The organism is Streptomyces sp. CS113, from assembly GCF_002188365.1.
GTDB classification, from domain to species: Bacteria; Actinomycetota; Actinomycetes; order Streptomycetales; family Streptomycetaceae; genus Streptomyces; species Streptomyces tendae.
This window is the reverse complement of record NZ_KZ195574.1, coordinates 6,937,369-6,949,493: the sequence shown is the minus strand read 5'-3', so window position 1 is coordinate 6,949,493 and position 12,125 is coordinate 6,937,369. Positions and strand designations below refer to the sequence as shown.

At 72.6% G+C, this 12,125-nt stretch carries 13 protein-coding genes; 4 read left to right on the top strand and 9 right to left on the bottom strand.

From position 1 onward, the window contains the following. On the top strand, positions 1-789 hold the full coding sequence (locus B9W62_RS31265; protein ID WP_179235764.1) for an FMN-binding protein: 789 nt from the start codon (positions 1-3) through the stop codon (positions 787-789). A gap of 55 nt (positions 790-844) precedes the next feature. Continuing rightward, positions 845-1,585 (top strand): FAD:protein FMN transferase, encoded by a 741-nt coding sequence (locus B9W62_RS31260; RefSeq protein WP_087812184.1) that lies wholly within the window; start codon positions 845-847, stop codon positions 1,583-1,585. Positions 1,586-1,849: 264 nt separating this feature from the next. On the opposite strand, the gene B9W62_RS31255 is transcribed toward B9W62_RS31260, so the two are convergent. From B9W62_RS31255 to argC, 5 genes are read right to left on the bottom strand one after another with little or no spacing between them, the layout of a single operon-like run. Beyond that, positions 1,850-2,389 (bottom strand): arginine repressor, encoded by a 540-nt coding sequence (locus B9W62_RS31255; RefSeq protein ID WP_059299601.1) that lies wholly within the window; start codon positions 2,387-2,389, stop codon positions 1,850-1,852. 7 nt (positions 2,390-2,396) lie between these two features. Further along, positions 2,397-3,635, bottom strand: coding sequence for an acetylornithine transaminase (locus B9W62_RS31250; protein WP_087810284.1), 1,239 nt, complete (start codon positions 3,633-3,635; stop codon positions 2,397-2,399). Next, positions 3,632-4,552 (bottom strand): acetylglutamate kinase, encoded by a 921-nt coding sequence (argB, locus tag B9W62_RS31245; RefSeq protein WP_087810283.1) that lies wholly within the window; start codon positions 4,550-4,552, stop codon positions 3,632-3,634. The genes B9W62_RS31250 and argB overlap by 4 nt, the downstream gene beginning before the upstream one ends. Beyond that, entirely contained in the window at positions 4,549-5,700 is a 1,152-nt protein-coding gene (gene argJ, locus B9W62_RS31240; RefSeq protein WP_087810282.1) for a bifunctional glutamate N-acetyltransferase/amino-acid acetyltransferase ArgJ, read from the bottom strand. The genes argB and argJ overlap by 4 nt, the downstream gene beginning before the upstream one ends. Continuing rightward, the gene (gene argC, locus B9W62_RS31235; RefSeq protein WP_087810281.1) at positions 5,697-6,725 is read right to left on the bottom strand and encodes an N-acetyl-gamma-glutamyl-phosphate reductase; all 1,029 of its coding nucleotides are present in this window, start codon (positions 6,723-6,725) and stop codon (positions 5,697-5,699) included. The genes argJ and argC overlap by 4 nt, the downstream gene beginning before the upstream one ends. 120 nt (positions 6,726-6,845) lie before the next feature. Here argC and B9W62_RS31230 point away from each other — a divergent pair, with 120 nt between their 5' ends. After that, positions 6,846-7,304: a hypothetical protein gene (locus B9W62_RS31230; RefSeq protein ID WP_256976636.1), complete on the top strand. Its 459-nt coding sequence runs from the start codon at positions 6,846-6,848 to the stop codon at positions 7,302-7,304. On the opposite strand, the gene B9W62_RS31225 is transcribed toward B9W62_RS31230, so the two are convergent. Both B9W62_RS31225 and B9W62_RS31220 read right to left on the bottom strand, forming a co-directional pair. Continuing rightward, the gene (locus B9W62_RS31225) at positions 7,294-7,824 is read right to left on the bottom strand and encodes an AAA family ATPase (protein WP_087810280.1); all 531 of its coding nucleotides are present in this window, start codon (positions 7,822-7,824) and stop codon (positions 7,294-7,296) included. The genes B9W62_RS31230 and B9W62_RS31225 overlap by 11 nt on opposite strands. Positions 7,825-7,886: 62 nt before the next feature. Further along, on the bottom strand, positions 7,887-10,361 hold the full coding sequence (locus tag B9W62_RS31220) for an alpha-L-arabinofuranosidase C-terminal domain-containing protein (protein WP_087810279.1): 2,475 nt from the start codon (positions 10,359-10,361) through the stop codon (positions 7,887-7,889). Positions 10,362-10,504: 143 nt separating this feature from the next. Between B9W62_RS31220 and B9W62_RS31215 the strand changes: the two genes are divergently transcribed. Next, the gene (locus B9W62_RS31215) at positions 10,505-10,987 is read left to right on the top strand and encodes a DUF6314 family protein (RefSeq protein ID WP_179235763.1); all 483 of its coding nucleotides are present in this window, start codon (positions 10,505-10,507) and stop codon (positions 10,985-10,987) included. On the opposite strand, the gene B9W62_RS31210 is transcribed toward B9W62_RS31215, so the two are convergent. Both B9W62_RS31210 and B9W62_RS31205 read right to left on the bottom strand, forming a co-directional pair. Beyond that, positions 10,950-11,570 (bottom strand): histidine phosphatase family protein, encoded by a 621-nt coding sequence (locus B9W62_RS31210; protein ID WP_087810277.1) that lies wholly within the window; start codon positions 11,568-11,570, stop codon positions 10,950-10,952. The genes B9W62_RS31215 and B9W62_RS31210 overlap by 38 nt on opposite strands. A 73-nt stretch (positions 11,571-11,643) precedes the next feature. Continuing rightward, positions 11,644-12,084, bottom strand: a complete 441-nt coding sequence (locus tag B9W62_RS31205; protein ID WP_087810276.1) for a GNAT family N-acetyltransferase — start codon at positions 12,082-12,084, stop codon at positions 11,644-11,646. Between the last annotated feature and the right edge of the window lie 41 nt (positions 12,085-12,125).

Genomic DNA, 12,125 nt, shown 5'->3' with positions numbered 1-12,125 from the left:
ATGAGGAAAAGCCACCCCGTTCGGCGTGCCGTGCTCGCCGGGGCCGCCACCGTGTCCGGGATCGTGCTGCTGCTGTCGCTGAAACCGGCGTCCGACCCGGGCTCCGCCTCGGCGGCGGGCGGCGCGGCGCCGCCCGTGGCCGCACAGTCGCCGCAGGGCGGCCGGGGCGCCGGGACCGGCACGGTCACGGGTGACGCGGCCCGTACGCAGTACGGTCCCGTGCAGGTCCGGCTCACCGTCAGCGGCGGGAAGATCACCGGGGCCGAGGCCGTGCAGGCGCCCAAGGGCGGGCAGAGCGACCAGGTCACCGCGGACGCCGTGCCCAAGCTCAACCGGGCGGCCGTCGCGGCCGGAAACGCCGACATCGACGCGGTCTCGGGTGCCACCTACACCAGCGCCGGATACGTGAAGTCCCTCCAGTCGGCCCTCGACAAGGCGGCCGCGGCGGGCGGCTCGGCCGGGCAGGAGCCGAGTGGGTCCGGGGACGGCGCGGGCGAGGGCGGCACCGGGCAGGGCACGCAGGTGCTCACCGGCGACGCCGCGCAGACCCAGTACGGGCCCGTGCAGGTCCGGGTCACCGTCAGCGGCGGGCGCATCACGGACGTCGAGGCCCTCCAGGCGCCCAAGGGCGGCCGCAGCGACCAGGTCACCGCGGACGCCGTGCCCAAGCTCAACCGGGCCGCCGTCGCCGCGGGCACCGCCGACATCGACGCGGTCTCCGGCGCCACCTACACCAGCGCCGGGTACACGCAGTCCCTCCAGTCGGCGCTGGACCGGGCCGGTGGCTGACACCGGGGCCGGGGCCGCCGAGGCTCCCGCCGCGGTGCGTCACGTGGAGGAGGCGATGGGGACCGTCTTCTCCTTCGACGTCCGCGGCGGGGAACCCGCGTCCGTCCGGGCGGCGCTGGCCGAGGCGGTCGCCGGACTGCACCGGGCCGACGAGGTGTTCAGCACGTACCGGGACGACAGCGAGGTCTCCCGGCTGGCGCGCGGGGAACTGGCCCTCGACGCGTGCGCGCCGGAGGTCGCCGAGGTGCTGGAGCTGGCGGCCGAGGCGGAGCGGGTGAGCGAGGGCTGGTTCAGCACGCGGTACGAGGGGCGGCTCGACCCGACCGGGATCGTCAAGGGCTGGGCCGTGGAGCGCGCCGCGCGGGGGATCGCGGCGGCGTGCGGTGCGAGCGGCGTCAGTGTCAACGGCGGCGGGGACGTGCAGTTGCTCGGGACGCCGGGTGCCGCGCGGCCGTGGCGGGTCGGGGTGTCGGACCCGCTGCGTCCGGGCGGCCTCGCGGCGGTCGTCTCGGCGGCGGGGGCGGCGGAGCTGGCCGTGGCGACGTCCGGCTCCGCCGAGCGGGGCGCGCATGTCGTCGATCCGCGCACCGGGCGCTCGGCGGTGACCGACCTGCTGTCCGTGACGGTGGTGGCGCCCCGGCTGACGTGGGCGGACTGCTGGGCGACGGCGGCGTTCGCGATGGGGGCGCGGGCGGGTCTGGGGTGGCTGGAGTCGCTGGACGGGGTGGAGGCGCTGCTGATCACGGCGGGGGACGAGGTGCGCTGCACGGGAGGGCTGGCGGCCCGCTTGGGCTGAGGTACCGGCATCGCACTCGCCCGCGTTCGCGAGGTGCCTCCCCCACTCTCGGCTTCGCTCGAGCGGGAGGTGCCCCCACCGCCCACCCGTGCCGCCCGGGGGTACCTCCCAGGCCGTTCAGGCGCTGGGGGAGGCACGACTGCCCGCAGCTGCGGCGGGGGGGGCCGGGGTGGCCGGCCTGGCTGCAACGCCCTCAGGGGCGCGGGGAACTGCGCGACCGGCCACGACGCGCCCGCGGTCGGCGGACCACCGCACCGCCCCCCTTCAGCCCCCGTTCTGGGCCAGCCGCAGCAGGTGGTCCGCCAGCGCCTGCCCGCCCGTCGGTTCCCGGCTGATCAGCATCAGCGTGTCGTCACCGGCGATCGTCCCCAGGATGTCGTGCAGTTCCGCCTGGTCGATCGCCGAGGCGAGGAACTGCGCCGCCCCCGGAGGGGTGCGCAGGACCACGAGGTTCGCCGACGCCTCCGCTGAGATCAGCAACTCCGCGGAGAGCCGCCGCATCCGCTCCTCCTTCGCCGACTCCCCGAGCGGCGCCCGCGGGGTGCGGAAACCGCCCTCGCTGGGCACCGCGTAGATGAGGTCGCCGTCGGTGTTGCGGATCTTGACCGCGTTCAGCTCGTCGAGGTCCCGGGAGAGCGTCGCCTGGGTGACGGTGAGCCCGTCGTCGGCGAGCAGCTTCGCCAGCTGGCTCTGCGAGCGCACCGCCTGCCGGTTGAGGATGTCCACGATCCGGCGGTGGCGTGCGGTGCGGGTCTGCGGCAGGGCGGGCCCTGCCGTCTGCTCGTGCTCCTGCGCGTGGCTCATCGTCGTCTCATTCTCCGGATCGTCCGTCCCCGTGGGCCGTCTCGGCGGCCTGGTCAAGGATGCCGGGCAGCGCCCCGAGGAGCGCGTCCACCACGTCGTCGCCGAGGTTCAGCGCGGGCATCAGCCGTACGACATCGGGTGCGGGCGCGTTCACCAGGATTCCGGCGTCCTGAGCCGCCTGCTGCACCTGGGCGGCGAGCGGCTCGGTGAGCACGATACCCAGGAGGAGTCCGGCGCCCCGGACGTGGGCGACGAGCGGGTGGCCCAGGCCCTCGATCCCGCCGCGCAGCGTCTCGCTCTGCCGCTTGACGTTGTCCAGCAGTCCCTCGTCCTCGATGGTGTCGAGGACGGCGAGTCCCGCGGCGCAGGCGACCGGGTTGCCGCCGAAGGTGGTGCCGTGGTGGCCGGGCTGGAGCAGGTCGGCGGCGCGGCCGAAGGCGACCGTCGCGCCGAGCGGCAGTCCGCCGCCGAGGCCCTTGGCGAGGGTGACGACGTCCGGCAGGACGCCCTCGTGGGCCTGGTACTCGAACCAGTGCCCGGTCCGGCCGACGCCGGTCTGCACCTCGTCCAGGACGAGCAGCGCGCCGGTGGCGGCGGTGATCGCGCGGGCCGCCTTGAGATAGCCGGGGGGCGGGACGACGACGCCGTTCTCGCCCTGGATCGGCTCGATGATCACCAGCGCCGTCTCCTCGGTGACCGCCGCGGCAAGGGCCTGCGGGTCGCCGTAGGGCACATGCGTGACGTCGCCGGGCAGCGGCAGGAACGGCTCCTGCTTGCCGGGCTGGCCGGTCAGCGCCAGGGCGCCCATGGTGCGGCCGTGGAAGCCGCCGTGGGTGGCGACCATGTGCGGCCGGCCGGTCAGCCGGCCGATCTTGAAGGCGCCCTCGTTGGCCTCGGCGCCGGAGTTGCAGAAGTAGACCTTGCCGTCGCGGCCGAAGTGCCGGAGCAGCCGTTCGGCGAGGGCGACGGGCGGTTCGGCGATGAAGAGGTTGGAGACGTGGCCGAGGGAGGCGATCTGCCGGCTCACCGCTTCGACGACCGCCGGGTGCGCGTGGCCGAGCGCGTTGACCGCGATGCCGCCGACGAAGTCGAGGTACTCCGTGCCGTCGGCGTCCCACAGCCGGGAGCCCGCACCGCGCACCAGGGGCAGGCGCGGGGTGCCGTAGTTGTTCATGAGGGTGCCCCGCCACCGCTCGGTCAGCTCAGCGTTGCCCGCCGCTCCCGCGGCGACCCCGGTGTTGCTCACGACTCCCCCTGTTCGTCCGGCACGACCATCGTGCCGATCCCCTCGTCGGTGAAGATCTCCAGCAGGATCGAGTGCTGGACCCGGCCGTCGATGACGCGGGCGGTGGTGACGCCGCCCCGTACGGCGTGCAGGCAGCCCTCCATCTTCGGCACCATGCCGCTGGAGAGGTCGGGCAGCAGTTTTTCCAGCTCGGACGCGGTGAGGCGGCTGATCACCTCGTCGGAGTCCGGCCAGTTCTCGTAGAGGCCCTCGACGTCGGTGAGGACCATGAGAGTCTCGGCGCCGAGCGCCGCAGCGAGTGCCGCAGCCGCCGTATCAGCATTGACGTTGTAGACATGGTGGTCGTCCTGGGAGCGGGCGATGGACGAGACGACCGGGATGCGGCCGTCGGCGAGCAGGGCCTCGATGGCGCCGGTGTCGATCTCGGTGATCTCGCCGACCCGGCCGATGTCGACCAGTTCGCCGTCGATCTCGGGCTGGTGCTTGGTGGCGGTGAGGGTGTGCGCGTCCTCGCCGGTGAGGCCGACGGCGAGCGGTCCGTGCTGGTTGAGCAGCCCGACCAGCTCGCGCTGCACCTGCCCGGCCAGCACCATCCGTACGACGTCCATGGCGTCCTCGGTGGTGACGCGCAGGCCGGCCTTGAACTCGCTGACGATGCCGTGCTTGTCGAGGGCGGCGCTGATCTGCGGTCCGCCGCCGTGCACGACGACGGGCTTGAGACCGGCGTGCCGCAGGAAGACGACGTCCTGGGCGAAGGCGGCCTTGAGGTCCTCGTCGATCATGGCGTTGCCGCCGAACTTGATGACGACGGTCTTGCCGTGGTGCCGGGTCAGCCAGGGCAGCGCCTCGATGAGGATCTGGGCCTTGGGGAGCGCGGTGTGCTTCCGCGTGGGTGCGTTGCTCGTTGCGCCGCTCATGAGGAGTACGCGCTGTTCTCGTGGACGTAGTCGGCGGTGAGGTCGTTGGTCCAGATGGTGGCCGTGGCGTCGCCCGCGGCGAGGTCGGCGACGATGTGCACCTCGCGGTAGCGCATGTCGACCAGCTCGCGGTCCTCGCCCACGCCGCCGTTCTTGCAGACCCAGACGCCGTTGATGGCGACGTTCAGCCGGTCGGGCTCGAAGGCGGCGTCGGTGGTGCCGATGGCCGAGAGCACGCGGCCCCAGTTGGGGTCCTCGCCGTGGATGGCGCACTTGAGCAGGTTGTTGCGGGCGATGGTGCGGCCCACCTGGACGGCCTCGTCCTCGGTCGCCGCGTTCACGACCTCGACCTTGATGTCCTTGCTGGCGCCCTCGGCGTCGCGGATGAGCTGCTGTCCGAGGTCGTCGCAGACCGTGCGGACGGCCTCGGCGAAGGCGTCGTACTCCGGCGTGACGCCCGAGGCGCCCGAGGAGAGCAGCAGCACGGTGTCGTTGGTGGACATGCAGCCGTCGGAGTCGACCCGGTCGAAGGTGACCCGGGTGGCGGCGCGCAGGGCGCGGTCCAGGGCCTCGGTCTCCAGGTCGGCGTCGGTGGTGATCACGACGAGCATGGTGGCGAGGCCGGGGGCGAGCATGCCCGCGCCCTTGGCCATGCCGCCCACGGTCCAGCCGTCCCTGCTGACGACGGACGTCTTGTGCACGGTGTCGGTGGTCTTGATGGCGATGGCGGCCTTCTCGCCGCCGTGCTCGGAGAGCTGACCGGCCGCCGTTTCCACGCTCGGGAGCAGCTTGTCCATGGGCAGCAGTACGCCGATGAGCCCGGTGGAGCACACGGCGACCTCGCCCGCCCCCGTGCCGAGCACCTCGGCGGTCTTCTCGGCCGTGGCGTGGGTGTCCTGGAAGCCCTTGGGCCCGGTGCAGGCGTTGGCGCCGCCGGAGTTGAGCACGACGGCGGTCAGCTCACCGCTCTTGAGCACCTGCTCGGACCACAGGACGGGCGCGGCCTTGACGCGGTTGGAGGTGAAGACGCCCGCGGCGGAGCGGCGGGGGCCGGTGTTGACCACGAGGGCCAGGTCGGGCTTGCCGCTCTCCTTGATCCCGGCGGCGATGCCCGCCGCCGTGAATCCCTTCGCTGCCGTCACGCTCACGGCGCAACTCCGATCGTCGTCAGTCCGGTGGTCTCGTCGAGACCGAGGGCGATGTTCATGCTCTGGACGGCACCGCCCGCGGTGCCCTTGGCCAGGTTGTCGATGGCGCTGATGGCGATGATCCGGCCCGCGGCGGCGTCGTACGCGACCTGCACCTGGACGGCGTTCGAGCCGTACACGGAGGCGGTCGCGGGCCACTGGCCCTCGGGCAGCAGGTGCACGAACGGTTCGTCGGCGAACGCCTTCTCGTAGGCGGCCCGCACCGTCTCGGCGGTGACCCCGGGCTTCGCCTTCGCGGTGCAGGTGGCGAGGATGCCGCGGGGCATCGGCGCGAGGGTCGGCGTGAAGGAGACGGTGACCGGCTCCCCCGCCACCGCGCCGAGGTTCTGGATCATCTCGGGGGTGTGCCGGTGGCCGCCGCCGACGCCGTACGGCGACATGGAGCCCATGACCTCGCTGCCCAGCAGGTGCGGCTTGGCCGCCTTGCCGGCGCCGGACGTCCCGGAGGCGGCGACGATCACGGCCTCGGGCTCGGCCAGCGACGCGGCGTACGCCGGGAAGAGGGCCAGGGACACGGCCGTGGGGTAGCAACCGGGCACCGCGATGCGCTTGGACCCCTCCAGCGCGGCGCGGGCACCCGGAAGTTCGGGAAGGCCGTAGGGCCAGGTGCCGGCGTGCGGGGAGCCGTAGAACCGCTCCCAGTCACCAGCCTCCTTCAGCCGGAAGTCGGCGCCCATGTCGACGACGAGGACGTCCGGCCCGAGCTGCTCGGCGACGGCGGCGGACTGCCCGTGCGGCAGGGCGAGGAACACGACGTCGTGCCCGGCGAGGACGTCCGCCGTGGTCGGCTCCAGCACTCGGTCGGCCAGGGGCAGCAGATGCGGCTGAAGCGCACCCAGCCGCTGCCCGGCGTTGGAGTTGCCGGTCAGGGCGCCGATCTCGACCTCGGGGTGGGTCAGGAGCAGACGCAGCAGCTCACCGCCCGCGTACCCACTCGCTCCGGCCACCGCCGCACGTACCGCCATGGAAAACCCTCCTCCTGGATGGCATGACTATACGTTTCGCTGCACGTTTATGCAACGCACCGCTTCGGACGTCCGTTACGCTGCCGCTCTCGGACCTGAGGATCTCGGGAAGGGCGGGCCGTGCGTTCGTGGATCGTCGAGCTGGTCGGCGGGCTGCGGCCGTGGCAGCGCGGTGCTCTCGTGGTGTGCCTGTGCTCCCTCGTACTTCCCCTGTGGTTCGCCGCGGCGAACACGGACCGGTACCGCCATGGGCAGTCGGCCGTGACGGAGGGGCACGTCGACTGCGAGTGGGACGGACCGTGCCGGGGCGCGTGGACGCTGGCCGACGGAAGCCGGGGCCGGGGCGGCATCGACGGCCTGGACTTCACCGCCGAGGAGGAGCTCGTCGAGGACATCGCGCTCTTCGGTGGCCGCGACTGGGCGGTCGCCGACCGCGGGACCCTGCTCCGCCACGCGGTGGCCCAGTACACGGTGGCGACGGCCGGCGCGGCGCTCGTCGTCCGGATCGCCCGGCGGCGCTCGGCGTACAACCGGGAGATGCGTGCGCTGACGCGGCGCTACCGCCGCACTACGCCTTGACGGCCTCCGCGATCCGCAGCGCCGCCTCGTCGGGCGTGAGGTGCGTGGTGTCGACGACCTCGGCCTCGGCGTGCAGCCAGGCGCGGGCGGCCTCGGCGTACGGCTCGAGGTACCGGAGCCGGAACGGCGAGTCCGGGCCCAGTACGGTGTCCCCCGCGATGCGCCGCCGCAGGGTCTCCCGGTCGGCGTGGAGGACGAAGTGCCGTACGGGGATCCCGTGCGCGGCGAGGCCGCCCGCGATCTCCCGCCAGTACTCCTCGACCAGCACCGTCATCGGCATCACCAGGGTGCCGCCGGTGTAGTCGAGCACGCGGCGTGCGGTCTCGACGACGAGCGGCCGCCACGGCGGCCAGTGCTGGAAGTTGTCCGCCCCGGGTGCGGGCAGCGCCGGCGTGATGTCCATGAGCGTCTCGCCGACCTTCTCGGCGTCGAGCACCCGGGAGTCGGGAAGCAGCCGCTGCACGAGCACGCCGGTCGTCGTCTTACCGGCACCGTGGGTGCCGTTCAGCCATACGATCATGCGCTCCACGCTAGCCCGGTCCGGCGACGACGGGGTGCGGTCGTCGCCGGACCCGGCAGCGGTCAGCGCCGTCCGAGCCGCAGGAACGTCACCGAGTTCGGCGGGAAGGTGTACGTGAATGTGCTCGCCGCTCCCGAGAAGGTCGAGGTCACCTGGGTCACCGGGGCGTCCGTCTCGGTGTTGACCGCGTCCTGGTCGGCGGCCAGCGTGGTGACGCGGGCCCTGGGCGCGACCTCGGCGCCGCCGAGGTCGACGGTGGTGCGGGCGGCCGTGTCCTGGGCGTTGACGACCTTGACGATCAGCTCGCCGGTGCGGTCGTCCCGCGTGACGATCTGGCGGAAGGGCTCGGCCGGCTTGTCGTCGGTGAAGCTCCCCCACTCCTCACCGTCCAGGTAGAGGGTGACCTGGCGGCCCCGGACCTTGATGTCGATGTCGTAGGCGCGGCCCGTCTCGATCGAGCCGGCCTTGGACAGCAGCGTCGACTTGCCGCCGTCCAAGGCCTGCTCGACGGCGGACTGGGTGTTGTTCCAGCCGCCCAGGTTCCACCAGTAATAATTGCCGGTGTCCTTGACGCCGAAGGCGACCAGGAAGCCCTCCTTGCCGGACTTCTTCGTGGCCTTCACGTGCAGGTCGTAGTCGTGCCAGGCCGGGTCGCCCGCCGTGACCATGGTGTTCTCGGCGGCCGTGTCCGTCTGGACGTACTGGCCGTCCTGGACGGTCCAGCTGCCGGCGCCCGTGTGGGTCCACCGCGCGGCGTCGCCGGAGAAGTCGTCGGACAGGAGCGTCTCCCCGTCGGCCGAGGTCACCCGCACGTCGTCGTACGCCGCGCTGGTCGCCCAGGTCGACAGGCCGACCGCGCCGGTGACGGGGCCGCTGACGGCGGGGGTGCCGGTGGCCTTCGAGGGGACGACGCGGTCGCCGGTGTGGTTCATGAACAGCTTCTGGACCTCGTAGTTGGCCGAGTTCCAGGACGCGTGGTTGTTGAACCAGATCAGGTCCGGGCTCCACTGCACGTAGTCCTCGTTGGACAGCAGCGGTGCGTAGGAGGCCAGCTTGACCACGTCGGCGTTGCGCTCGAGGCCGGTCATGAACGCGGCCTCGGCGAGGGCGTTCTTCCAGGCGTTGCCCTGTGAGGCGTACTCGCCCAGGAAGACCTTGGGGCCGTTCCGGTCGTAGGAGTCGTAGCGGTCGTTGTTCCGGAGGAACCACTGCGGGCTGTTGTAGTAGTGCTCGTCGACCATGTCGACGCCCGCGTCGCGGTTCAGCTGCCAGGCCGTGTCGAAGGTGGCGCCGGAGTCGTCGGGGCCGGAGTTGGAGACGACGGTGATGTCCGGGTACTCGGCCTCGATGGCGGCGCGGAACTGCTGGAAGCGGGTGAAGAACTCCTTCGGCAGGTTCTCCTCGTTGCCGACCTCGAGGTGGGTGAGGCGGAAGGGCTTGGGGTGGCCCATCTCGGCGCGCTTCTTGCCCCATTCGCTGGTGCGGGGGCCGTTGGCGAACTCGATGAGGTCCAGGGTGTCCTGGATGTGCCGCTTCAGCAGCGCGTCGTCGTCGACGGCCCTGTTCTGGCCGCAGCCGGTGACCAAAGCGGGGACGACGGGCAGCGGCATGGCGCCGATGTCCTCGGCGAAGCGGAAGTACTCGTAGTAGCCGAGGCCGTAGCTCTGGTTGTAGCCCCAGAAGTTGGCGTTGGTGGCGCGCTCCTCGACCGGACCGACGGTGTCCTTCCACTGGTAGCTGCGCTTGCGCTGCCAGTCGGAGTCCGCGCTGTAGTCCTCCATGGAGCCGGTGTTGACCAGGCAGCCGCCGGGGAAGCGCAGGAAGCCGGGGTGCAGGGCCTCGATCTTCTCCGCGAGGTCCTTGCGCAGGCCGTTCGGCTGGTGCCGGTAGGTGTCGCGGGGGAAGAGGGACACCATGTCGAGGGCGGCGGGGGCGGTGGTGGTGACCGCGAGGCGGCCGCGGTTGCTGGTGCGGGTCGCGGTGAAGGTGGCGGTGTACTTGCGCCACGTCCCCTTCGCGGCCACCTCGCGCACCTTCGCGAGGGTGCCCGCGGCATCCCGGAGGGCGACGGTGAGGGTGGTGCCGCTCTCGGCGCGGGACCAGACCGAGAAGTCGTACCTCTTGCCCTTCTCGACCCGGATGCCGGTGTTGTAGCCCGCGTTGGTGACGGTGGAACCGGCGGCCAGGGAGAGGTAGGCGCGGTTGCGTTCGTTGAGGCGGCCCCCGTCGTCCACCACCTCGGCCGCGCCGTCGGCCGCCCACGCCGTGAGCGGGGTGTACGAGGCGTGGTCGGCGGTGGAGTACTCGAAGGAGCGGTTCTGCACGAGCTCGGCGTACAGGCCGCCGTCGGCGGCGCGGTTGATGTCCTCGTAGAAGACGCCGTACATCGTGTCGTCGATCGCGGGGCCCCGGCCGGACGGGTCGACGGTGATCGTGTAGTCGGCGGCGGCCTCCGCGTGTGCCGGGGACGGCAGCAGGGCCGAGGCCGTCAGGAGGGCGGTGACGCTGAGACCGAGTCTCCAGCGGGTGCGTGACATGGATACTCCGCGGCTCTCACCAGGTAGTCGTTCGGGATATCGGACATTGGTCAGCACTTCGAACGGCAAGATAGGGAGGGGGTGGCGGCGCGTCAATGGGTCGCGTGGCGACGAGTGGGCCGGAGCGGGAAAGGCGAGTGGAAATGGGCGAGTGGTGGCCGGTGCCCGACGTACTGGCGTACCTCGCGGGGCGTTGGCGCACCGAGCGGTCGGTGCGGGACCTGGCGAGCGGCCTGGAGGGCCGCTTCGAAGGAACCACGTCGTTCGACGGGCTCGACGGAGGGGCGGTCGACGCCGGGAGGCTCGACGCCGGCGGGCTGATCAGCCGGGAGCAGGGCCACTTCACCTGGCAGGGCGTGACCCGGCCCGCCGAGCGGACGCTGCGCTACGAACCGGGGAGCGGGCCCGGCCGCGCCGACGTGCGGTTCGCGGACGGCCGCCCCTTCCACGGGCTGGACCTGACCACGGGGCACCACGTGGCCGACCACCCGTGCGCCGCCGACCTCTACCGGGGCGAGTTCACCGTCCGGGGCCCGGACCGCTGGCGGACGGTGTGGCGGGTGGGCGGCCCGGCCAAGGACCTGCTGCTCACAACGGATTACCTTCGCGAAACACCGGAGGCGTAGCCCCCTGGTCCGGCGCGCCTTCGAAACGGAGGCTCCAGCGGCCCGCGCGGCCCGTCACGGTCGTCGTCGACAGCGGGCGGACGTCCAGATTCCAGTACGTTCCGGGCGGCGCCTTCAGCGCGTAGACCAGCGCGGCCCGGATCACGGAGGGCTCGGCCACGGCGACGATCCGGTCGCCGTCCTCGCCGGGACGGGTGTCGAGCCAGCCGCCGACCCGGGTGATGAAGCCCAGCAGTGACTCCCCGCCGTGCGGCGCCGACCGGGGATCGGCGAGCCAGGCGTCCACCGCCCCGGGCTCGCGGGCCATGGCCTCACCTAGCGTCAGTCCGCGCCACCGGCCCATGTCGCAGTCGCGCAGGGCGAGTTGGGCCAGCGGGGCGCAGCCGAGGGCGTCGCCGGTGGCGCGGCTTCGGGGAGTGGGCGAGCAGTAGCGCAACTCGGCCGCCGCCAGCGGCAGCAGGCCGCCCGCGGCGCGCAGCACCTCGTCCCAGCCGGCCCGGTCCAGCGGCCGGTCGTCGTCGAAGCGCTCCGCGAGCAGCGCGGAGTTGCGCGCAGCCGCGACGAACGTGACCCGAAGCGCCATGCGGTGATGGTGGAGCGCCGGGGTGTCCCGGTCAAGGGGTGTTACCGATGGGTCACCCAGGGTGTGCCACGGCTCACCGACCGAAGGCGTACGCCATCCACTGCTCCGGCCGGTCCAGCGCGGTGAACCCGAGTTTGGCGTACACCCCGTGCGCGTCGTGCGTCGCCAGCAGGATGCGCCGCAGCCCGTGGGGCGCCAGGTGTTCGCGGACGGCCGCGACCAGGGCCGTGCCGAGGCCCTTGGCCCGCACCGACGGGCCGACGTACACGTCGCACAGCCACGCGAAGGTGGCCAGGTCGGTGATCACCCGGGCGTACGCGACCTGCTCGCCGGAGACCGTGTCGTACACGCCGAAGTTGAGTGAGCCCGCGATGGCCCGGTCCTGCTTCTCGCGGGTCCGGCCCAGGGCCCAGTACGCGTCGGTGGACAGCCAGTGGTGGACGCGCCCGGCGTCGATGCGGTGCGGGTCCGTGGAGATCTCGTAGCCCTCGGGGAGCCTCGGCGTGTCGGTCATGCCGGGATGCTCGCAGGACCGGGGAGAGCCCGTCGACCCGA